The following is a 21,428-nucleotide window of genomic DNA, read 5'->3' as shown; positions in this document are numbered from 1 at the left end:
TTACCAAAAAAAGCGGCGTTAAGGAAAACTTAACGTCCGCTTTTCGAATGCTACCAACTTTATTTTTTCAAATCTTCGATTGAGTTCACGTTCTTCATGTACTTCGGCACGGCTAAGCCGACCCGAGCGCCCGGACAGTTGGTCCCGACCACTTCGACCTGATCCTTGAACTTAGCGTACAAGGGACCGGAAGTGACGGGCATCCAAGCAGCGGTCGTAACGTCGGCAGATCCGCGCGCAATGGAGGACCATTCTGGTTGGGCTTCCATCGCGGTCATCGTAACCTTGTACCCCTTATCTCGCAGGATTTGGGCGGTAACGTTAGTCGAGGCAATCGCATCATCCCACGTTACGTAGGTCATGCGGACTTGCTTCCCGTTTCCGTCGGGGACGCCGGCCGTCCACTGGGCAACTTCCTTGGGGTGTTGCTTGATGAACTGTTTCGCCGTCTTTTGTGGATCGGCCCCCTTAAAGTTGGCGTACATTACGTCACCCATCAGGTCCGGATTCCACTTGAACTGCTGGAAGAACTTGTAGGCCCCAGGATTATCCTTTTGAAAGCCCTTGCGTGCGACCGTGTCGATCTGTTCGGACTTACCGTAGATTCCCTTCGGATCCTTCAAGAACTTGATTGGGTACTTTTTGAACATCCAGTGGGGTTGCCAGGCGGTTACCACGATCGGTTGCTTGTACCGAATCGATTTTTCTAACTGGCTACACATGGCCGCGGTCGAACTGGTTTGGAGTTGCCAGTCCTGTTGCTTTAAGCCGTAACCAGTAAGCGCCTTTTGCGTGGAAGCCATGATTCCAGCTCCCGCGTCAATCCCAGTGATCGTCTTGTGAACTTGGGGTCCGACGCTTTCGTGAGGATTATACTGCTTCGGGGTCACACTACAAGCTGATAGTGTGATTGCCAGAATACTTAAACTGACGAGGCCGATGCAGCGTTTCATCGTTGATTTTTTCATTTGACCGCTCCCTCCTTTACTCGTTGTGGGATTGGTTACTACCGCTAACCCCTTCGGATAGGCGGTCCAGGATAATGGCCAAGATCACGATGGCGATTCCGGCTGCAAATCCAGCTCCGGCATCGTTGCGACCAACGGCGAAGTAAACGAGGGAACCAAGTCCCAACGTTCCAATCATGGAAGCAATTACGACCATGGAAAGGGCCAACATCATGCCCTGGTTAATCCCGGAAATAATCGTGGTTTTTGCCAAGGGAAGTTCGACCTTAAACAGTTTTTGCCAAGGGGTACAACCAAAGGACACAGCAGCTTCGTTTAGGTCAGCCGGCACCTGTTGAATCCCGAGGCAGGTCGTACTAACAATCGGAGGGAGGGAGAAGATCACGGAAGCAACCACTCCGGGGACCATTCCGATTCCAAACAAGGCCACGGCTGGAATCAGGTATACAAAGGCGGGCATCGTCTGCATGAACGAGAGGATTGGCCGAACAATCACGTTCACCATGTGACTCTTAGCCATCCAGATTCCGAGCGGCACCCCCAACACGATGATGATCAAACTCGTTGCTAACACCAGGGTTAACGTTTGGGTCATGTCGTGCCAGTAACCCTGGTTCCAAATTAAGCCCAGCCCGAGGACTTCAAAGAGCATGAAGCCCCAGTGCTTCGTCTTGCGGAGGATAAACCAGGTTAACAGTAAGATTAAAATAATAAAGAGCCAGGCGGGGAAGAGGTCTAAGACCCATTGGATGGCATCTAAGATGGCTCCAATCCCAGCCGTGAGGGCGTTGAAAAAGCCCGCGAAGCCAGTTAGCCAGTTAACAAAGGCGTTAATCCACTTTGCAATTGGTAAAACGGGCACGCCACTTAAAATTGCCAGAAAACTATTCATTAGTTGCGCCTCCTTCATCGTTACCATTTGAACCAGACATTGCTTCTAGAATGGTACTCCGTAGGATGATTCCTTCTAAGCGATCGTCCTTGTCGACTACGGCGTATGGCAGTGGTGACTTGGAAATCTTGTTAAAGAGGTCAGCGATCGGAGTATCCGGACTAGTGGTTGGTAAACCAGTCTTTAAGACCGTTGACATGTCTCGTTGCTGATTTTCAATCAACTTGATCACGTCGTCAGCATCGATTAAACCGAGTAAGTGCTGGTCGTCATCCACCGCAAAGATACTGGAGATGTGGTCTTCCTTCATTCGCCGAAGCGCCAGTTTTGGTCCGTCCTTTTTGATGTTAATCGTGTTTGGATGAATCATCACGTTTCCAGCGGTCAAGATCTTGGACCGGTCCACGTTTTGGATGAACTTCTTGACGTAGTCGTTCTTTGGATGCGTCAAGAGGTCTTCTGGCGTATCGATTTGTACGACGTCTCCGTTGTGCATCATCAAGATCCGGTCGCCGATTCGTAAGGCTTCGTTTAAATCGTGACTGATGAAGATGATGGTTTTGTGGAGTTTGTGTTGCAAGTCGATCAGTTCGTCCTGCATGTCGCGCCGGTTCAACGGATCCAGGGCGGAGAAGGCTTCGTCCATGAGGAGGATGTCCGGGTCATTCGTGATGGCCCGGGCTAAGCCAACCCGTTGTTGCATTCCACCGGAGAGTTCGCTAGGTAGTTGGTGATCGTAACCCTTTAACCCAACCATTTCGAGCGATTCGTGGGCCTTAGTTTCCCGTTCTTCCTTCGCCACGCCCTGCACTTCGAGTCCGAAGGCCGCGTTTTCTAAGATGGTCCGGTCGGGTAAGAGGGCAAAGTTTTGGAACACCATGCTCATCTTTTTCCGGCGTAATTCGAGCAACCCCTTTTTATCGAGTTGCATGATGTTTTCACCATCAACGTAGATAGTTCCCAACGTGGGTTCAATCAGCCGGTTAAACATCCGGAGCATGGTTGATTTCCCAGAGCCAGAGAGTCCCATGATGACAAAAATTTCGTTGTCATTAATTGTAAAGTTAGCGTTATCGACTCCGACCGTACTCCCGGTCTTGGCTAAGATTTCTTCTTTGCTTTTTCCTTCAGATAAAAGCTCTTGTGCTTTATTAATATGCGGACCAAAGATTTTGGTCAAGTGATCAACTTTGATCTTTTCGTTATTTTCTGTCACAGAACTTCTCCTTTCTATTCGTGGGTCAATTTAAGTAAAAATAAAAAACCCTCTATCTAACATAACAAGTTCCTGTTTGGCTTGTCAAATAAACGGCAAGGCAAAACGGCGCGATAGGGGGATTTTATTAGTGTTTCACGGATGAAAAAGGCTGGGCATTGCCAAAAAATTCGGATTTTGGAAAGGCTTACACGGAGGTTAGATAAAGTGATCGAGCATGATTCCGACGAAGTAGTGAATGAACATCGTGAGGATCCCGACGATCACGTTTCGAATGATGGCAATCTTCACTAGTCCGTTCCCAAGTTTAGCACTGCAAAAACCGGTCAGAGCCACTGCGATGATGACGGCAACGATTGTCCCACTCCATTTGAGCTCCTGGGGTAACATGGTCATGGCAAGTAGCGGGAGGGTGCCCCCTGCGGCAGCTGAAACCAGCGAGGAACCGGCGGCCGACCAGGGATTCATGTACTTTCCGAGCTGAAGGTCATACTTAACGGCGACGAGCGTTTGCAAGGGGTTCTTTTGTAACAGGTCATCGGCGATTTCCTGGGCCGTTGTGGCGGAAATGCCCCGACTTTGGTAGTAGTCAATCACGTCCTGGCGTTGACCAGCGTAGTCAGTCGTTAGCAGGCGTTGTTCTGCGGCCACCGCGGATTCCTCGGTGTCACGCTGGGAACTAACGGAGGCGTACTCCCCACCGGCCATCGAGAAGGCACAGGCGAGCAGGTCGGACAGCCCCGCGATGAAAATGGTAAAGGGATTGGTGGTGGCCACGCCGACGGAGAACAGCACGCCGACGACGGTTAAAATCCCGTCGTTGGAGCCGAGGACGCCCGCCCGCAGGTTATTTAACTTTTCGTCCATCGATTGCTTGGATTTTGCTTTTACTGGGTGCTTCATGAGAGGTTCCTCCTTTGATAACGATAACTTAGGCGACGAGTCCAACGAGGGCGCCGATTAGGTAGGTGACGGACATGGTGACAATGCCTGAAATGACGTTGCGGAGCACGGCCCGAACCCGGTTCGCCTTACTCAGAATGGCAGCCAGGTAGCCGGTGATGGCAAGGGCGATGATGACCGCGCTAAAGGTGGTCAAAATGTGCCAACGGGCGGGTCCCACAAAGATGGAGATCAGGGGTAGCAAGGAACCCAGGGGAAAGGAGATCAGGGAGGCCACGGCGGCCGCGTAGGGGCTCGTGAACTTGCTTGGGTCAAAGGAATAGCGTTCCCGGACCACGGTGGTCAGCGGATCATCAGCCATCATTTCGCTGGTCGCTTGGTGGGCAAGGGTAGCGTTCATTCCGGTTTGGCGGTATTTATGTTCGACGTAATCGAATTCGGCTTGGTAGTTCGTTTGCAGCGCGGTGCGCACGGTCGTAATGGCCTGGCGTTCCGAATCTTTTTGGCTGTTGACGGAAACGTATTCACCCATTGACATCGAGACGGTTCCAGCGAGCATCCCGGCCAGCCCGGAAATCAGGATGGCCCAGTTACTGGTGGAAGCGCCGGCGACCCCGAGAACGATCCCGGCAATCGAGAGGATGCCATCGTTAGCGCCCATCACACTCGCCCGTAAGACGTTGATTTTTTGGGCAAGCGACATTTTTGCTTGGTTAGCCATAAATAAGTCAGTCCTTTTGTAAAGTTTATAATTTTGTAACAAATATATTGTAATCGATTAGGGTAAATTAGTAAAGGACCAAATTGAAAAAGCTCCCGAATTTGGCTTCGGGAGCTTGACTTAGGGTTTAAATTTGCTGGTAATGCGTTCGTTTTGTGGGTAGAGAACGAGGTTTAACTTCCCGTTTTCAAACTGTCCCAGGTACACGTTTTTTAACGTGACGTGCTGGTCTTTTAACAGCTTGTTAACGTCATCCGTAGTTAGCTTGAGGTGTTTCAAGGTCGTCAGATCAATTTGACCATCGGTGATAATCGGGTAGTTCACGCTATCGTCATTGTAGGTGGTAGCCGTCAACTGACCATTTTGTTCCAACGTTGCGGTTTTCACGTTACTAATGTCATTAATGCCGTCGGTCCGGAGTTTAAACGACAGTTCGTTGGCGTTGATGCCATTTTTTAGGGCGCGCCGGACGTTCACCTTCCCGTCTTGAATGAGAACCTGGGGCGTCCCGTTGACGATGCTGTCGAGGATGTTACTCTGGCTGGTAAAGAACTTAATCGCAAAGACGATGACCGACCAGATTAAGAGGATGGCGACGAATTGGAGCACCGTAATCTGTGAGTTGTAGATGACCCCACCAATGATTCCCCCGAGAATGTAGTTTTGTAGTTGATCCAGGGCGTTAGACGGCGCGAGGTTTCCCTTCCCGGAGAGGTTGATTTGTAACACAATCATGATGAACCCGACGATGAACTTCAGGGCAATCGTGCCGTAATCGACACCGTTGTTATCTCCGCCCCCGAATTTAAACTGGCCCTTCGTGATGTACTTCGGGTGACTAACGAGGCGAGTTTCTTTCATACTATAGTTGGTTTTATCGTTATTAAAGTTTAACACGTAGAAGTGCTTACCGACCTTGATGGTCATCCCATCGCTTAGCGCATTACTACTAGAGTAGACCTGGTTAATCGGGACGTGCTTTTGCTTGGCGATGCTCTTTAGGATCTGCACGGTCTGACCAGTTTGACTGTCACTACTGCGCTGTTCGTTGATCCGTCCGGCTTGGAGCGCGATTACGAGGGCACCGACGAGCGACACCAGGATGAACAGGTTCCGGAACCGGAAGTCATTTTGGTTACGGTAGTAGATGTACCCAGTGATGAGAATGAAGGCGGCCACAAAGATGATGAGGCCGAGATACAGGTAATTCACGATGCTAAAGTTGTGAATTAAATATTGATACGAATAAAGGTTCACGATTGTCACTCCTACAATTAAATTTTAAGTTCATTATACTGGACTTAAATCGGAGTTCAAAGCGAAAAAAGACCATTGTAGGTCACAATGGTCTTTTTTTAATCGAAATTATTCAGCTTTAGCTTGGCATTCGGCACAGATTCCGTGAATTTCAACGTTCGTCACCTTCGGATCAAAGCCGGTTTTTTTGGCGAGTTCCGTGAAATGCTCGTTAATTTTGTCGAAGTCGGGGTCATCGATGTCAAAAATCTTGTTGCACTGGTCGCAAGCAGCGTGCAAGTGGGGGTGATCGAAGAAATCATACCGGTACCCACCGTCAGAACTAGGCATCTCGATGATTAGGTTCAACTTCTTAAATAACCGCAGGTTGTTGTAAACCGTTGCCATACTTAGGTTAGGAAAGGTTTTTTCCAGGATGTGGAAAATGGTTTCCACTGACGGGTGTTCATCCGTTTCAATCATGTATTTCAAAATAATTTGCCGTTGGGGAGTGATACGCACGTTATTCTCCTTTAAACGGTTCATTGCTTCTTCGTAACGTTTGTCAGTCATAATGACGATACCTCTTTCTTAAAAATAAAAGTATTAAAATCTCAAAAGTTAATTATATCATAATCACTAACTAAATGGGATTTCAAGTAATAACAATTACAAATCGTGGTGTTGGTGCCAAAAAAACTGCAACTGCCGCTGTAACTCGGATAAATTGTGGACGAGGTGGTAGTGCTTCCAGGTCGCTGGAAACCAGGTCCGGTACCGAGTTTGGGCAAAGCGTTGGTCTAACAGTAACACCACCCCGTGATCCTGCATGCTACGCACCACCCGTCCGGCCGCCTGAAAGACGTGGTTCAGACCTGGGAGTTGGTACGCAAAGGCAAAGCCCTGGCCGGTTCGGGCTTCATAGTAAGCTTGAATCAAGTCGGTTTCCGGATTGAGTCCCGGCAGACCAACGCCAACAATCGCAACCCCAATCAGTTTGTCTCCGACCAAATCAATTCCCTCCGAAAAAAGGCCCCCCAATAAGGCAAAGCCGACCACGGGTTGCGTTGCGGGTTGCTGAAACGCAGCTAGGAACTGGTCCCGCTCGTCCGTGGTCATAGCAGCAGTTTGGACTACGACGGTTTGGGTGGGGAAGTGCTGACGATAGGCGGCGTAAATTTGCTCTAAGTAGGCATGGGATGGAGCAAAGATGAGGTAGTTACCCGGTCGACTAGTAACTAATTCATGGATACTGGCTATAATTTTTGCTAAACTATTGGTTCTTTGATTATAAGTTGTATTAATGTAAGTTGCAATCAATATAGTTTGTGAATTAGTGGGAAAAGGGGATGGAAGTTGATATTTCAAGGTTTCGGGATTATCACCTAAGACTTGTTGGTAGTAGTCTAAGGGCGAGAGGGTGGCGGAAAACAGAACGGCGCCCCGCCCGGCGTCTAATTGTTCACTAATGAACGGAGCGGCATCCAGACAAAAGAGACGCACGGTGAGGTGGTGCTCCTGCTGGACCAAGCGAAACCGGAAATTGGAGCCGAAAAGTTCGGTGATTTTTAAATAGGTCGTGCAGGCAAAGAAAAACTGGAGGATTGGATCAAGCTGGGGTTTCGCGGGCTGCTGGGGGAGCCACTGGCGCAGCGCAGTGGTGAGTTGGTTCACGGCGCTTGTGAAGCCGTCGTCGAGGGCGACGTTGTTGGACTGGAGTTCGCCTGCTTCCAGGGCGGTTTGCAACCGGCGAAAGTGGCGCCGGAGGTTTTTCAACTTTAGTCGAACGGCATGATTAGCCTTATTTTCTGGAATTAGCGCTAGGATGGGCGTGAGGTCTTTTGCGGATAAACTCGTGGAGTACATTGCTCGTGCGCGGTCGACCAGGTTATGGGCTTCATCCACCAAAAAGAACTGGCGGTCATTGGTAGCCGCAAAGAAGCGTTGTAACCGGACGACGGGATCAAACAGGTAGTTATAGTCGCCGATGATGACGTCACAGAACTGGCTGACGTCTAACGAAAATTCAAAGGGATCCAGTATGTATTGACGCGCGTAAGTTTGAATGAGAGCCGGAGTCAGGTGGCGGTGCTCGGTCAAAATCGCTTTGAGGGCGGGTTTTAACCGGTCATAGTATCCTAAAAAATAGGGATTTTCTTCGGGGGGGAGCGTTTGTTCCTCAAGAAATTGGATCTGCTCCTTAGCAGTGAGTGTGATGCTTTTGAGCCGGAGCCCATGCTGACGCAACTGATCCAGGGCGGCTTCGGCAACCCGTCGGGTACTCTGTTTGGCGGTTAAGTAGAAAATGCGTTCCAGCGGAGTCGTGGCGAAGGCCTTGATGGCTGGAAACAGGGTGGAAATGGTTTTCCCGGTTCCGGTGGGGGCTTCCGCGAGAAGTTGCTTTCCCCGGACCGCAGCTTTGTAAACGGCAGCTGCCAGTTCCCGTTGCCCGGCTCGATAGGCAGGAAAGGGGAAGGTGAGGGTCTGCGCGGACTGCTGGCGCTCGCTGGCCAACCGTTGTTGGAGTTTGCGCCACTCGCCGTATTCGTTAACAATGGAAGTTAAGAAGTTGAGCGCCGCGTCCCGCTCAATCAGTTGCTCCGTCTGCGTCGTGATTTCATCGGGAGTTTGGACGTAGGTTAACGTCATCGTGACCTGAGTCAGTTGGGGTTGCTTGCGCATTAATAACGCCGCATAGAGCTTCACCTGCCCCCAGTATAGGGTGAGTTGGTTAGCGGGTAGCTGGCTAAACTCGACGTCCGACGATTTGATTTCCTCTAACTCGGCACTGGTTTCATGAAGGATAGCCCCATCGGCGCGCCCGTGAATCAGCAACGGGTCGCCTGCACAGGTCACTTCGGTTTGCAACGCATACTCCGCCTGGTAAGCCTGGGGTCGCTTGCGTTGGAGGCGCTGGTGAATCCTAGCCCCAGCCTGGGGCGTGTTAAAACTACTTAACGCACTGTTTAAATCGCCACTGCGCAGCATAAAGCCTACGAGTTCACGCACCCCCACCGTTTGCATGGTTGCCCCTCCTTTGGTCCAGAAAAAAAGCAACGATTGCTACGAGCTAGCAAGTTGCTTAACGTCAGGTTGCAATTATTCCTTAATCCAGCGGTTTAACTGGTCTTGATGCTGTCCCAAGTAACGAACGGCTTCGTCAATCAGTTTCTGTTGTTCAGCGGCACTGTCCGCGGGTTCAAGGTGGTAGTAGTCACAGATGAACCCTTGGGCGATGTTTTGGTAGCGTTCCTTGCGACCGTAGCCATCGTCTTTGAACAGCTGATCTAGGCCCGTCACGTCTGCTTGAGCCGCTTGGTAAAGCTCAGAGGCCAGGTTAGCGTCGGCGGGGAGAATTGATTTCGCGTACGTGATTAGGAATTCGTTCATATCAGTTACAATTTTTTCGCGTTCTTGCCGTTCCAGTTTCTTTTTCGACATTAAAAATCACCTCAGCTTTAATTGTAAAGCAAAAACGAAGTTAGTCATACCATTAATGTTTAAAACGAATCAATCTTTGATAATTTTTAAAAGTTAGGGTGGCAGGAATGTCGGAGGGCTAATGTTGGTGACCCCCGGAATATGGTAAGATTGGTGGAGATGATCGCGAATAGGAGTAGGGAGTTGAAATGAAAAAAATTTTAGCAATCCACACTGGTGGAACGATTTCCATGTCCCTGAATGAGCAGGGGGGCGTGGTGCAAAACGAACAGAATCCGCTTGATAATAATGAAGGATTAGGGTTAACGGGGATTGAAGTCGAAACGGATGAACTGTTGAACCTTCCGTCGCCCCACATGACCCCCAACGCCATGTTAAAGATTAAAACCCGGATTCAACAAGCAGCGGCCGCCGGGATTGATGGGGTCGTCGTGACCCACGGAACCGATACCCTCGAAGAAACAGCCTACTTTTTGGATTTGACGTTACCCAACACGATTCCAGTGGTGGTGACGGGGGCGATGCGCTCTTCTAATGAAATTGGTGCCGATGGAGTCTTTAACTTTAAGAGTGCCGTGGAGGTAGCAGCTTCCGATGCCGCTCGTAACAAGGGAGTTTTAGTGGTCTTTAATACGGGGATTTATTCGGCTCGGTACGTGACGAAGACCCACACGACGAGCGTCGACACCTTTAAAGATCCGATTTATGGGACGCTGGGGACCGTCGACCATGACCAAGTGATTTTTGCCCAACAATTAATTGGAAGCGAGTATACTGAGATTGACCATGTGGTCGAAGGGGTTTACCTGGTGAAAGCCTACGCTGGCATGACGGGCGAACTCTTTGACGCCATTAATGCGGCCAAGCCACGGGGCGTGGTGATTGAAGCAATGGGCGCGGGGAATTTGCCCGCAGTGACGCTCCCCGCTGTGCAACGGCTGTTAGATCAGCAGGTGCCGGTGGTGCTTGTGTCCCGGTGCTTTAGTGGTTATGCCCAACCCATCTACGCCTATCCCGGCGGGGGCATTGAGTTACAGTCCATGGGAATCGTGTTTTGTGAGCAACTCAACGGTCCCAAAGCCCGGATGAAGTTGATCGTGGGTTTGAGCTGTGGCAAATCCGGTCGCACCCTAGCAGAGTACATGGCCAACGCACTTTCGTAGATAACGAGGTGATGACAATGGAAAACTATCAAACAGAAGAAATCCGGCAAACCCTGCAGACGGCCCGGCGGAATCACACGCTGGTAAACGTCTTGCAGAACAGCTCGTCGATTTTTTACACCGGGATGGTGGTGGCAACGGACCGGGTGGGCGTGATTATCACAACCTATACCGAAACGGGGCTAGCCAACGGACTGGTCTATTTGACCTACCAGGATATTTTTGATGTGGACTTTGAAAGTGACGATCTGTTGCGGATGGAGATGCGCATCCGGTCGGCTCAGCAACTTCACTTATTGGGAACGACGCCGAGTACCATTAAATTAAACGACCGGGTGGATTTATTGACCCAAGTGTTAGGCAATGCCTATGTCTACCAACAGGCGTTGTTGCTCATCAAACAGGACGGGCAGATGCTCGAAGGGTTCGTGAAGCAGCTGACTTCCGGTCACCTGGTGGTGACGAGTTTTGATAAATTCGATAACCGGCGGGCGCACGAAGTCGAGTTAACCAAGGCTGAAGTTCGGTCCGTTGAATTTTTAGGGGCCGAATTACAGCTTTTATCCCAGTCCCAAACGCAGTTATTTGCTCCGCACCAAGCAACGGTGGAGGTTACCGGGGCGTTGCCGATCTTTGCGAGTTTGCACCGGGCCGCAGAAACCGGCCAGCGGCTCATCATGGTTCCAAAGGTGCATCCCGATTTGTTTTTCATCGGGCAGGTCAAGGCTGTCAACGCGGAGGTTCTCATTATGTCCGTAGTCGATATGAACGGGCAGTTTGGGGGCTACGAACTAATCCGGTTGGGGGAAATTCAACGCTTGCAGTTGAAGTGTGACTACCTGCGCTTGATTAACCACCTGGTTTCGTTGAACCTGGCACACGGAACCTACCGCCAACCATTGTTAAACGCTGACCGCAGTTTTGACCGCAGCGTTGATTTGGTCTACACCACGTTACGGCAGGCGATTTACTTCCGGCGCTTTGTGCGGTTTAAAACCAAGAAGGGCAAGACTTACTTGGGCATTCCGTATCAGTTACAGGGCGGTAAGGTCACCTTCCGGTACTTAGACCAAGACGACCCGACCCGGACGAAGCGTAAGACACTTGAGCTGAGTAAGATTGATGAACTAGCCTTTGGCTACTTAGATGCGGAACTAACCCAACGATGCATTCGGGGCGATCATTAAGTACCCGTCCACCGATTAAATTAACCAAAAACCAGTCCCCGGCGTAGCTCCGGGAGCTGGTTTTTTAAGTTGATGGCAGTATTTTTAAGCAGGGTTAAAATTCTTCGTAGGTTGCGGGATCCTGGTCGTGCGTCCGACCATCGGGCTTGGTTAGGTGGTTGATTTGGTCCATGTCCGCGGCGCTGATGGTAAAGTCAAACAGATCCAGATTACTAAGCTGATTTTGATCACTAGAAGCCTTGGGAATCGGCAAGGTGTTTAATTGGATTTCCCACCGTAAAATCAACTGGACGACGCTTTTATCGTACTTTTGCGCCAGCTGCACGAGCGTGGGATCAGCTAACAGCTCGTTCGCTCGCCCTAACGGACTCCAGGCTTCGGTGAGAATCTCATGCGCTTCGTCGTACTGGCGCTGTTCGAGCTGGTTGAAGTACGGGTGGAGTTCCACTTGGTTAATTTGCGGGAGCACCCCGGTTTCCCGGCTGAGGCGGTCTAAATGAGCTGGTAAGAAGTTGCAGACCCCAATGGTCCGAACTAAGCCAAATTGTTGGGCGGCAATTAATGCTTGCCAAGCTTCCACGTAGTGATCGTCCTTGGGGTTTGGCCAATGAAGCAAATAAAGATCAAAATAGTCCAAGCCACTACGATAAAGTGATTCTTGAATGGTCCGAATGGCGGCGTCATAGTGATAGTAACGGCCGGGTAACTTAGAGGTGACCAGTAAGTCAGACCGACTGACGTCCGCATCCCGAATCCCCTTGCCGAGCGCGCCTTCGTTTTCATAGTTATAGGCACTATCGAGCAGGCGATAACCGTGATTAATGGCAGATTTGATGGCCATGGCACCGCTAAACCCTGTTAATTTGTACGTGCCAAAGCCAAGCTTTGGGATCTGCATCCCGTTGGCTAAAGTATAAGTTTCCATGCTGGAACCCCTTTCATCACTAAACTGAATTGATTTGCTGTAATCGGGGTCATCTTAACATATTTTTGAAAACGATGAGAGTGAGAGACCTGCTAGTTGGGGTTGGCTATTTGTTGGAAGCGGTTTTTAAGCATATGATACACTGGTTACTTAACCCGCCCGGCCCGTCGAGTTACCGGATGCCTCTAAACCGGGGGCTGCCCCCGAATTAATTGCGTAAACGGTTCAAAAGGCGTTAGAATCGAAGCATCCACGCTCCCGTTATGTAGTGGGGTACCTAGCGAAACCGCTTGTCTGGTTGCCAACGTGGCGCCAGGATTGGTTAGTTTCGCAGTTAATGTAAGGAGAAGTAGTATGGAAATTCCCAAGCAAATGAAAGCCTTTCGTTTTAATCATTACGGTGACATCGCCGAGAACCAGCGCACGGCGGTTCCCACCGTTGGACCGCAGGACGTGCTAGTGTACGTTCGTAATTCCGGGTTAAACCCGGTCGACTATAAAATTCAAGCGGGGAAGCTTAAACCCCTCTTTTCGTTTCAGTTACCCCTGACCATGGGAAATGAGTTTGCAGGAGAAGTCGTGCAGGTTGGCAGTCAGGTTCAGAACTTTGTGGTCGGTGACCGGGTCTATGGTCGTCCGGATAACGAGCACACGGGGACGTTAGCCGATTACATTGCGGTTCCCGCGCAGGAAATAGCCCGGTTACCCGATGATCTAGACTTTCAGGCGGCGAGTGGAGTCCCCCTGACGGGTCTGACCAGTTATCAGGCGCTCGTTGAACTGGGGCACGTGCAACCCGGGCAAAAGGTCTTCATTCAAGCCGGCGCCGGAGGAATTGGAACGATGGCTATCCAAATTGCGAAAGCGTTGGGTGCCTACGTTACCACCACGGCGAGTCCCGAGAAGACCGCGCTGGTGCGCTCGCTGGGTGCCGACCAGGTGATTAACTATCACGAGAACTACTTTGCGGATGTGTTGTTTCACTACGATGTGGTGTTTGACACCCTCGGTGGCAAGTACCTCCGCGACAGCTTTAAAATCGTGCGTCCCGGTGGGCACGTGGTCACGATTAATGGGTTACCAACCTATCAATTCGGGCAGCAACACGGCTGTGGCCTAGCGAAGTCTTTGTTGTTTGGGGCGGTTAGTGCCCCGCTGCGACGCCTCGCCCGGAAACACCGAGTGCACTATGACTTTTTGATCATGCATCCGAGTGGCCCCCAACTGCAAGTGCTTAGTCAGTTAATCGAAGCCGAAACGTTACTACCAATCATCGATCGGATCTATGCCTTTGGCGAAACCCAGGCCGCCTATGACTACCTTGAAAGTGGGCACGCTCAGGGGAAAGTGATTGTAAACGTGAATAACTAGCCCTGGCAAGGCGGTTAAAGCCAACAAAAAAAGGCGGTTCCGAAGGGAACGGCCTTTTTTATTTATTGTGAAGTAAGAAGTCCTGAATCAGCTTGGTTTCATCCGCGTCTGGTTGGGACCACATGCTTTTGATGTCATGGTAGCGTTCCACCGTCATGTGGAGGGCAACGGCCATTTGATTGTCATCAAAATTATGCTTTTCTTCGTATTTAATTAGTTCAGTGGCGAGGTTACTAAACGCTTCGTCAATGTGTGCCATGGTAAAGCCTCCTTGGGGCGTTTTCTATCATTATAGCAGTTTGAGCGCTTATTGATGGGCTAATACTTGCTTGGTAATCAAGTTGGCAACGGCAAAATTATGGTCGTTGGCGACGGGATGCGGGAGGGCAGTGGTCATCCATTCCAACCCGCTAAGTGGTAATCCCCAGATAAACAAGCCGGGCATGGAACTACCGTCAGCTTGGCGCGCTTGATAGGTCGCTAAATCGACGTCGATGGCGCCACTTTGAAACAACTGGCCTGTTTGCAGTGGCAGGGAAGCGGGACGCACAAGGCCTTGCTGGCGCAGGTTTTTCAGCAGGGGACTAGCGGTCCGCTCCAGGTTTTGGTTGGGAACCCGTGCTTCGAGTAGTGCTTGGGCATGAAAGCGCTCGTGAGGGTAGAAGTGCGAGAAGGCGTTAAACTGTTGCTGGGCACCGACAATGCGGAGTTGGGGACCGACGATGGTGACAATCTGCGCCTTGATCAGGGCAGCTAGTTGGCGGTAACGCAGTAAGGGTGGCCCGGCAGTGAGAAAACTACTGCTGGGCACGAACCGGCCCACAAAGTCGTGCACGTAGTCATCTGGCGTGAACGTTCCCGTAATCACCAGCTGTTGGAGCAGGGGTCGCAGTTCAATGACTAACGTGAGTGCGCCCGTGATAGGGGCCTGGTGCGAACCTTGCTGGGCATCAGCCATGATCTGATCCATCCACTTTAAGAGGGTCTGCTGGTACGTCTGCGTTGTTTCAATCTTGGTGCCCGCCACGGGGTTTAAAATGGTGTCCCAGTTCCACCGCTTATCGGCGGGGATTCCTGCACTTTGCACGAACTGAGCGCGGTCCGGTGCTGTGACAAAACCATTTGTGAAGTCATTAATTGTCTTTTCCGACTGGTCCTGATTGGCGAGCAGAATTTGGTAGTAGCGCAGTTCAATTTCTGCCTGGAGCAGTTCTAAGAAAACGGGGCCCGGCAGATGGCCGTTAACCAGATGCTGGTCGATGTTAGCCGGGGTCAGGAAATAATGGGGATGGGTTTCGCCAACTTGGTCCTGATTAATCGGTTTTGGGTAGTAAGGAACGCCCCGCCTGGAACCGGCGATAATCTGGGGTTCCTGCCCACTCGGATGGTATTCTAGTTGGTGTGCGCTAGTTTCGGTAAAGTGGCCGCCGCGGCCCGTGGTGAGCTTGGTAACGTAGTCAAAGAAGGAGAGACCGAGTCCCCGGATGATGACCGGTTGGTGCGGTTGAACGGCCATTAGGTCCGCCTGGTTCGGGAGTTTGGGACCAAGATACCGGAGTCCATGGTCAGTTCCATAGTCGGCCAAAGCGGTTTCGGCTGGGCTTGGTTGATTGGACGTATTGCCCGTGCTTAAAACGATTTGGTCGGCCGGATACGTTGCGGTAGCAGTGTGCACCAGATAGCCGGCGGGTTGCCTAGTAAGGTTCGTAACCGCGGTCTGGTGGTAAGTGACGGTTAAGCCCGCCGGGAGCTTCGCCAGAAGCTGCTCCGTGACCCACTGGGCGTACGCACCAAAGAGGGCACGCGGTGCATAGTCGTTGGCTTGTAAGGCTGTGGCGCTCGCGGCAATTTCCGGGTTGAAGCGCTTGTGCTGTAAGAACAGTTGGGTAGCTGCGGCTTGGGTCCACTGGTAAAAGGTAGGACCACTGGGGGCTGCTTGGTCGTAATCGTTATACAGGGTAACTAGTTGAGCCGGTGAATTCATAATGAGGGTAGGGTCTTGGCCTGGATCCCACACGGCGCCACCGATGGGGGCCGGATCAAACCAGTCGACGTGAAGGTGCTGGTTCGCGGAGGAGTGGCGCTGTAAGTTCGCGAGGATCAGGATCCCCCGGGGTCCCGCCCCAATTAATGCAATGTTCATACACGTAACTTCCTTTCTCAGTTTTACTTTACCATAGTGGTCTTTACTTCTCACATATGTTTATAATGAAGCAGGAAAGAGGGGCGATTTACGATGATTCCAGAAAACATGGAAGAAGTCCACCAGCGGTTGGCGGAGCGCCAGGCCACGGGTGATACAATTACAGAAACCGCGTTAGTGTACGAAACGATTTGTGATTTATTGCAAAATTACTTGGATAACGCCGAAGACGGGCACTACGATTCGGTGCAACCAGTTGATGATCAGACGTTAGCGTTTGTGAGTGTCATGGGGCGTCCATTAGGGACCTACCACGCTCAGGGGAAGAGCCTCGTGGACGACTTTAAAACCAATTCGTTGCAAATGCTGTTGGACCTAGAAGCCGCTGCGCTGAAAATCGCGGGATCGCGCTAAACCACTGGTTGCAAAGTGGGGATGAAATCAGTAAAATAAACAACGTAAGGCGTCCCTAGTGTAACGGATAGCACATGAGATTTCGGTCCTCATAATCTCGGTTCGACTCCGAGGGGACGCATCCTTTACTCACAATAACAGCAAGGAATTAAGAACGGGATTTTAGGTAGGGTGACTACTTAAAACATCGTTTTTTTTATGAAAAATTTAGAGGAGAGTAGATTATGACAACTGAGATTCCCACAGAAGTACAAATCATTGACCAGGCCAAGGGGACCGTCGAGCGGTTACGCAAGAAGTTAACCTATTACCGGGTGTTGTCGAGCATTAGTAACATTACCCGAATCGTGTTATCGGCGTCGATTCCGCTCCTGGTTTCGATGTCGTCTCACGAGATTAAGTACCTTGCAATCGTATCCCTGTCTGGGGTGGCGATGAGTATTATTCAAGGAATTGATTCGTTCTTTGACTTTTCCGGTCGCATTTCTGATTTGAAGCAGTCAATTTTATCGACGAACAAGGAAATCCTGTTACTTTCGTCGCATAACGATCCGTATGACGAAGATAGCGAAGTACAAAACGTGCAGAAGTTCATGGCGAACCTGGCGGATGCGCTGGATGGCATGATGGATAACATTGATAATTAGCAAGCAAAAAATCCTGAACTGGAACTTCCAGTTCAGGATTTTTAGGTTAAATTAGTCTTTTTTCATTTCTGCTTGACTTAACCACTTGTGGTTAGTGTACTTTTCGCCACCGTTAGTAGGGGTAAAGTTAACGGCGTAAGCGGGACCGTCACAAACCTTCACGATCTTACCCTTGGCCCCCTTCATCCCGGCCATGTGGTCAGCTTTGATGGTAACCTTGGTTCCCTTCGCTAATTTGTGACCCTGGTCAGCCTTTAATTCGGACTTAACCACGTACTTGTGGTTCTTAACTTCTTGGTTAGTCTTGGTGTCTTTGAAGTCAATGACATAGAGTGGGGAGTCATAAACGCCGGCAACCGTCGCCGTAGCACCTTTCATCCCTGGCATGTGGTTGGCAGTCAACTTAACTGTGGAGCCTACTTTGTACTTTGGATGACTGGCTTTTTTCAGATCAGTTGGTAACTTACCGTTGTGATCCATTTCCATCTTCATGCCCTTGTCCATGTTCTGGTCGTTCATGTTCATGTCATCGCTCTTGTGATCCATCTTTTTGCTACTCATTTGCTGGTTGCTAGCGGCATTAACCGTAGGAATGATTCCCGTAGCGGTCGAAAGGCCTAAACTAGCTAAAGTAGCAACTGTAATTAACTTGTGTTTCATCATCAGTGACAGCTCCTTTAGAAATTTAATTTTAAATATCGACAATTTAATTGTATGCTTTGCAGTTTGTGATTACCAGCATTTAGTTTGCAAGGTGGACCTAGCGTTTGAAAAGACATTGACAAGCCGAACTCCGTTTAGTATCCTAAGACCAACTTAAACAGAGTACCGGGAACGGACCTAGTTCAGGGAGCGTTTGGCAACTGCAAAAAACGTCTAGGGAACCCGGGAAGGCAGTTAAGGATGCATTATTATAATCTAAATAGTGGTCTTAATGACAAGACAGTGAGGCCGGTTGCGTGAGTAAGCGGTAAAATAAGTTGGAACAGTGCACAGACGCCCTTGTACGAATCAGTACAGGGGCGTCTGTTTTTAATTAGGGAGGAATTGCAGATGAACAATGATTGGCAGGCCCAGGATCCAGAGCTTTGGCAAGCAGTTCAGGCCGAGGCCACGCGGCAGGAACACGTGATTGAACTAATTGCATCAGAAAACATTGCTTCTCAAGCGGTGCGAGCCGTGCAAAGTTCGGTGTTAACCAATAAGTACGCCGTGGGCTATCCGGGCGCCCGAATTTATCCCGGGAACGAAGCACTTGACCGCATCGATGAAATCGCGCGCACACGAGCCCAGGATTTGTTTGGAGCGGAATATGCCAACGTCTTTCCGCACTCGGGAACGCAGGCGAATCAGGCCGTGTATGCAGCTTTCTTACAACCAGGGGATCGGATCTTGGCGATGAGCGAACACGCCGGTGGCCACTTTACCCACGGGCAAGCCCATAACTTTTCGGGGCAACTGTACGATGCGCAATTCTACGGAGTTGATCCGACCACGGAATGCCTGGATTACGCTCAGATTGAACGGCAGGCCCGCGCATGGCACCCCCGGCTAATCATTGCAGGAGCTTCCGCGTACAGTCAATTAATTGACTGGGAGCGCTTTCGGGCGATTGCGGATGACGTCGGTGCTTACCTGATGGTTGACATGGCCCACATTGCTGGGTTAGTTGCAGGGGGTGTTTTGCCGAGTCCGGTTTCAGTCGCAGACGTAGTGACTTCGACGACCCATAAAACATTACGGGGACCACGCGGGGGCATGATTTTAGCGAAACACCAGTATGGGGCCCAAATTGACCAAGCGGTTTTCCCCCGCTCCCAGAGTGGGACCTTAGAACAGATTGTGGCCGCTAAGGCGATTGCGTACCGTGAGGCGCAGCAACCAGCGTTTCGGCAGTACGCTGTACAAGTGGTACAAAATGCGCAGCTAATGGCGCACGTTTTGCACGAAACCCCGAATATCCGGGTGGTAACGGGAGGAACGGTCAACCACGAGCTGACCCTTGACGTGCGGGCGACCGGGATGACCGGGGCAGCTGCGGCCGATCTCCTCTATTCGGTGGGGATTGCGACGAATAAGGAGTTACTTCCCTTAGAAAACGGAAATACAATGGGAGGAATTCGAATTGGAACTCCGACGATTACTAGTCGGAATTTTTCGGCAACAGCGGTGCAGGAGGTGGCGGAACTAATCGGAACAGTTTTAAATTATCCTCATGACGAAGCCAAACTAACGACGGCCCGAGGAGCATTGCAACGCTTGACCCAGCAGTTTCCAGCCACGCGATAAATTAGTTGTATTTTGGCGACAATCCGCTAAGATAGAAGTATTTCTAATGATTAGGAAGCAGGAGGATTATTATGCAGAAAGAAGCACCGAAAAAGTTTCAACTCCGGAGTTTCATTAAGCTAGTGCGTGATACACATCCGAAGTACTGGCAACTGTGGCTGGGACTCGGACTGGGGTTGATTGCGACACTCGGTCAATTAGTGGTACCAAAGTTTGCCCAGACGTTGGTTAATAATTTTAAAAACGGCGTGGACGTTCGGCTCCTGGTCGGGATCATTGCGTTGTTCATTGGCAGTGCCGTGATTAATGCTGTTTCCGGGGGGTTACTCGGTTCGTTTGGAGAACGGGTGGTAGCGGATTTGCGCCGTCGGGTGTGGAATAAATTGATTCATCTCAAAGTACCCTACTTTGATAACGTGAAGGTCGGCCAGTTGACTTCCCGACTCGTGAACGACTCAGACCAGATTAAAGACTTATTAGCAAGCTCGTTTCCGAATGCCGTGACGTCGATTTTCCAACTGGTGGGCGCCTTTCTCTTCATGATCATTATGGACTGGAAGATGACGGTCATCATGCTGATTGCGGTGCCCCTCGTTTTTGTATTGATCCGACCATTGATGAACCGGACGATGAAAGTAGGGCGGGAACGACAACAGACCCTAGCTGATTTTAGTGGTCAGGTAGACGATACGTTGAGTGAGATCCGTTTGGTCAAGGCCTCTAACGCTGAAAGCTACGAAAAGAAGAGTGGGGCAAGTTTAATTCACCGACTCTACCGAGTTGGCTTGAAGGAAGCCATCTACGAAGCCATTACCTATCCCTTAATGGGAACCACCATGATGGCCCTAATCGTCGGTATTTTAGCTTATGGAGCACACCGCGTTGCTACCGGAACGATGACGATGGGGACCATGTTTGCCTTCTTAATGTACCTCTTTCAAGTGATCTCGCCCGTTTCAATCTTAGGACAGTTCTCGGTTCGGCTAGCGAAAGCGAGCGGGGCGACTGAACACCTCCAAGCGATTTTGCGGGAACCAGAGGAAGTCTTTGAACAGACGACCCAGCCAGAGCTTGAAAACCAACCGTTAGCTTTGCAACACGTAGATTTTGCCTATGGAGATGGACAGCCCGTCTTAGAGGACGTCAATGTGGTTGCCCAACCCAACACCACGGTCGCCTTTGTTGGACCCTCTGGAAGTGGAAAGACCACGATTTTGAACCTGATTGAACGCTACTACCAACCCACGGCGGGACAGATTACGATTGGGGATCAGGACATTAACCAGTTGGACCTCGCGGCTTGGCGCCGGGCAATTGGGTTTGTGAGTCAGGATTCAGCGATTGTCGCCGGTACGATTCGCCATAACTTAACCTACGGACTAGACGAGGAGTATTCCGATGCCGAACTTTGGCACGTTTTGAAGTTGGCCTACGCGGACGGCTTTGTCCGATCGATGGACCAGCAGTTGGATACCGAAGTCGGAGAACGGGGGATTAAAGTTAGTGGGGGACAACGGCAACGGTTAGCGATTGCCCGGGCCTTTCTGCGAGATCCCGAGCTGTTGATGCTGGACGAAGCCACGGCGAGCTTGGATTCGGAGTCCGAGGCGATGATTCAAAAAGCCTTGCAACAGTTGATGCAGGGGCGTACCACTTTGATTATTGCGCACCGGTTGAGTACGATCGTGGACGCCGATGAAATTTACTTTATTGATAATGGGCAAGTTAGTGGCCACGGAACACATGAGCAGTTGTTGGAAACGTTGCCAAAGTACCGTGAGTACGTGAAGATTCAGTTTAAAGAATAAATTGTTAAAACGTAAAGAAAAAACTCCCCTAAGTGCAGGTGCAATTAGGGGAGTTTTTTAGTTGGGATTGGAACAAGCGGAACATAACCCGATTAAGGTTGCTA

General features: G+C 50.5%; 20 protein-coding genes. 7 read left to right on the top strand and 13 right to left on the bottom strand.

All coding sequences use genetic code 11. From position 1 onward, the window contains the following. Positions 1 to 59: 59 nt before the first annotated feature. From M8332_RS05725 to M8332_RS05685, 9 genes are all read right to left on the bottom strand, one after another. Complete coding sequence (locus tag M8332_RS05725) at positions 60 to 968, bottom strand: glycine betaine ABC transporter substrate-binding protein (RefSeq protein ID WP_435370790.1); 909 nt, start codon at positions 966 to 968, stop codon at positions 60 to 62. Positions 969 to 984: 16 nt separating this feature from the next. Next, positions 985 to 1,860 (bottom strand): ABC transporter permease, encoded by an 876-nt coding sequence (locus M8332_RS05720; protein WP_252779870.1) that lies wholly within the window; start codon positions 1,858 to 1,860, stop codon positions 985 to 987. Further along, entirely contained in the window at positions 1,853 to 3,076 is a 1,224-nt protein-coding gene (locus tag M8332_RS05715; protein ID WP_252779868.1) for a quaternary amine ABC transporter ATP-binding protein, read from the bottom strand. The genes M8332_RS05720 and M8332_RS05715 overlap by 8 nt, the downstream gene beginning before the upstream one ends. Before the next feature lie 198 nt (positions 3,077 to 3,274). Beyond that, complete coding sequence (locus M8332_RS05710; RefSeq protein WP_252779866.1) at positions 3,275 to 3,979, bottom strand: VIT1/CCC1 transporter family protein; 705 nt, start codon at positions 3,977 to 3,979, stop codon at positions 3,275 to 3,277. A gap of 28 nt (positions 3,980 to 4,007) precedes the next feature. Further along, positions 4,008 to 4,700, bottom strand: coding sequence for a VIT1/CCC1 transporter family protein (locus M8332_RS05705; protein ID WP_252779864.1), 693 nt, complete (start codon positions 4,698 to 4,700; stop codon positions 4,008 to 4,010). 120 nt (positions 4,701 to 4,820) lie between these two features. After that, positions 4,821 to 5,957, bottom strand: coding sequence for a DUF3290 family protein (locus M8332_RS05700; protein WP_252779863.1), 1,137 nt, complete (start codon positions 5,955 to 5,957; stop codon positions 4,821 to 4,823). A 108-nt stretch (positions 5,958 to 6,065) separates the two neighbouring features. Next, entirely contained in the window at positions 6,066 to 6,509 is a 444-nt protein-coding gene (locus M8332_RS05695) for a Fur family transcriptional regulator (RefSeq protein ID WP_252779861.1), read from the bottom strand. 96 nt (positions 6,510 to 6,605) lie between these two features. Continuing rightward, positions 6,606 to 8,960, bottom strand: coding sequence for an ATP-dependent DNA helicase (locus M8332_RS05690; RefSeq protein ID WP_252779859.1), 2,355 nt, complete (start codon positions 8,958 to 8,960; stop codon positions 6,606 to 6,608). A 75-nt stretch (positions 8,961 to 9,035) separates the two neighbouring features. Beyond that, positions 9,036 to 9,377: a hypothetical protein gene (locus M8332_RS05685; protein ID WP_252779858.1), complete on the bottom strand. Its 342-nt coding sequence runs from the start codon at positions 9,375 to 9,377 to the stop codon at positions 9,036 to 9,038. A gap of 188 nt (positions 9,378 to 9,565) precedes the next feature. Here M8332_RS05685 and M8332_RS05680 point away from each other — a divergent pair, with 188 nt between their 5' ends. Both M8332_RS05680 and M8332_RS05675 read left to right on the top strand, forming a co-directional pair. Then, on the top strand, positions 9,566 to 10,540 hold the full coding sequence (locus tag M8332_RS05680) for an asparaginase (protein WP_252779856.1): 975 nt from the start codon (positions 9,566 to 9,568) through the stop codon (positions 10,538 to 10,540). Positions 10,541 to 10,557: 17 nt separating this feature from the next. Then, a complete protein-coding gene (locus tag M8332_RS05675; RefSeq protein ID WP_252779854.1) occupies positions 10,558 to 11,727 on the top strand; it encodes a hypothetical protein in 1,170 nt (389 codons plus the stop codon). Between the two features lie 94 nt (positions 11,728 to 11,821). Here M8332_RS05675 and M8332_RS05670 read toward each other — a convergent pair whose 3' ends face one another. Then, positions 11,822 to 12,652 carry an aldo/keto reductase gene (locus tag M8332_RS05670; protein WP_252779853.1) on the bottom strand — a complete coding sequence of 277 codons (831 nt, stop codon included), beginning with the start codon at positions 12,650 to 12,652 and terminating at the stop codon, positions 11,822 to 11,824. Between the two features lie 354 nt (positions 12,653 to 13,006). On the opposite strand from M8332_RS05670, the gene M8332_RS05665 reads away from it, so the two are divergent. Further along, entirely contained in the window at positions 13,007 to 14,023 is a 1,017-nt protein-coding gene (locus M8332_RS05665; RefSeq protein WP_252779852.1) for an NADP-dependent oxidoreductase, read from the top strand. A 58-nt stretch (positions 14,024 to 14,081) separates the two neighbouring features. Here the strand turns inward: M8332_RS05665 and M8332_RS05660 are convergent, their stop codons facing one another. Together M8332_RS05660 and M8332_RS05655 are read right to left on the bottom strand one after the other, a co-directional pair. Then, on the bottom strand, positions 14,082 to 14,282 hold the full coding sequence (locus M8332_RS05660) for an LBP_cg2779 family protein (protein WP_252779851.1): 201 nt from the start codon (positions 14,280 to 14,282) through the stop codon (positions 14,082 to 14,084). Positions 14,283 to 14,330: 48 nt separating this feature from the next. Beyond that, positions 14,331 to 16,166, bottom strand: coding sequence for an FAD/NAD(P)-binding protein (locus tag M8332_RS05655; protein ID WP_252779850.1), 1,836 nt, complete (start codon positions 16,164 to 16,166; stop codon positions 14,331 to 14,333). Between the two features lie 93 nt (positions 16,167 to 16,259). On the opposite strand from M8332_RS05655, the gene M8332_RS05650 reads away from it, so the two are divergent. Both M8332_RS05650 and M8332_RS05645 read left to right on the top strand, forming a co-directional pair. Next, a complete protein-coding gene (locus M8332_RS05650; RefSeq protein WP_252779849.1) occupies positions 16,260 to 16,580 on the top strand; it encodes a hypothetical protein in 321 nt (106 codons plus the stop codon). Positions 16,581 to 16,804: 224 nt separating this feature from the next. Further along, the gene (locus tag M8332_RS05645; RefSeq protein WP_252779848.1) at positions 16,805 to 17,227 is read left to right on the top strand and encodes a DUF4231 domain-containing protein; all 423 of its coding nucleotides are present in this window, start codon (positions 16,805 to 16,807) and stop codon (positions 17,225 to 17,227) included. A 51-nt stretch (positions 17,228 to 17,278) separates the two neighbouring features. Here the strand turns inward: M8332_RS05645 and M8332_RS05640 are convergent, their stop codons facing one another. Then, positions 17,279 to 17,890, bottom strand: coding sequence for a YdhK family protein (locus tag M8332_RS05640; protein WP_252779847.1), 612 nt, complete (start codon positions 17,888 to 17,890; stop codon positions 17,279 to 17,281). 390 nt (positions 17,891 to 18,280) lie between these two features. Here M8332_RS05640 and glyA point away from each other — a divergent pair, with 390 nt between their 5' ends. Continuing rightward, on the top strand, positions 18,281 to 19,516 hold the full coding sequence (gene glyA / locus M8332_RS05635; protein ID WP_252779846.1) for a serine hydroxymethyltransferase: 1,236 nt from the start codon (positions 18,281 to 18,283) through the stop codon (positions 19,514 to 19,516). Between the two features lie 71 nt (positions 19,517 to 19,587). Continuing rightward, positions 19,588 to 21,324: an ABC transporter ATP-binding protein gene (locus tag M8332_RS05630; protein ID WP_252779845.1), complete on the top strand. Its 1,737-nt coding sequence runs from the start codon at positions 19,588 to 19,590 to the stop codon at positions 21,322 to 21,324. Positions 21,325 to 21,428: the final 104 nt, after the last annotated feature.

Source organism: Fructilactobacillus ixorae (assembly GCF_024029915.1).
In the GTDB taxonomy this organism is placed as follows: Bacteria; Bacillota; Bacilli; order Lactobacillales; family Lactobacillaceae; genus Fructilactobacillus; species Fructilactobacillus ixorae.
The sequence above is the reverse complement of the archived record's forward strand: the minus strand, read 5'-3'. Positions and strand labels throughout refer to the sequence as shown.

Coding starts and splice junctions, on each gene's coding strand:
- M8332_RS05695 (WP_252779861.1), bottom strand. CDS start 6,509: ATGACTGACAAACGTTACGAAGAAGCAATGAACCGTTTAAAGGAGAAT.
- M8332_RS05690 (WP_252779859.1), bottom strand. CDS start 8,960: ATGCAAACGGTGGGGGTGCGTGAACTCGTAGGCTTTATGCTGCGCAGT.
- M8332_RS05725 (WP_435370790.1), bottom strand. CDS start 968: ATGAAAAAATCAACGATGAAACGCTGCATCGGCCTCGTCAGTTTAAGT.
- M8332_RS05685 (WP_252779858.1), bottom strand. CDS start 9,377: ATGTCGAAAAAGAAACTGGAACGGCAAGAACGCGAAAAAATTGTAACT.
- M8332_RS05705 (WP_252779864.1), bottom strand. CDS start 4,700: ATGGCTAACCAAGCAAAAATGTCGCTTGCCCAAAAAATCAACGTCTTA.
- M8332_RS05630 (WP_252779845.1), top strand. CDS start 19,588: ATGCAGAAAGAAGCACCGAAAAAGTTTCAACTCCGGAGTTTCATTAAG.
- M8332_RS05640 (WP_252779847.1), bottom strand. CDS start 17,890: ATGATGAAACACAAGTTAATTACAGTTGCTACTTTAGCTAGTTTAGGC.
- M8332_RS05720 (WP_252779870.1), bottom strand. CDS start 1,860: ATGAATAGTTTTCTGGCAATTTTAAGTGGCGTGCCCGTTTTACCAATT.
- M8332_RS05680 (WP_252779856.1), top strand. CDS start 9,566: ATGAAAAAAATTTTAGCAATCCACACTGGTGGAACGATTTCCATGTCC.
- M8332_RS05650 (WP_252779849.1), top strand. CDS start 16,260: ATGATTCCAGAAAACATGGAAGAAGTCCACCAGCGGTTGGCGGAGCGC.
- M8332_RS05645 (WP_252779848.1), top strand. CDS start 16,805: ATGACAACTGAGATTCCCACAGAAGTACAAATCATTGACCAGGCCAAG.
- M8332_RS05670 (WP_252779853.1), bottom strand. CDS start 12,652: ATGGAAACTTATACTTTAGCCAACGGGATGCAGATCCCAAAGCTTGGC.
- M8332_RS05660 (WP_252779851.1), bottom strand. CDS start 14,282: ATGGCACACATTGACGAAGCGTTTAGTAACCTCGCCACTGAACTAATT.
- M8332_RS05710 (WP_252779866.1), bottom strand. CDS start 3,979: ATGAAGCACCCAGTAAAAGCAAAATCCAAGCAATCGATGGACGAAAAG.
- M8332_RS05655 (WP_252779850.1), bottom strand. CDS start 16,166: ATGAACATTGCATTAATTGGGGCGGGACCCCGGGGGATCCTGATCCTC.
- M8332_RS05675 (WP_252779854.1), top strand. CDS start 10,558: ATGGAAAACTATCAAACAGAAGAAATCCGGCAAACCCTGCAGACGGCC.
- glyA (WP_252779846.1), top strand. CDS start 18,281: ATGAACAATGATTGGCAGGCCCAGGATCCAGAGCTTTGGCAAGCAGTT.
- M8332_RS05665 (WP_252779852.1), top strand. CDS start 13,007: ATGGAAATTCCCAAGCAAATGAAAGCCTTTCGTTTTAATCATTACGGT.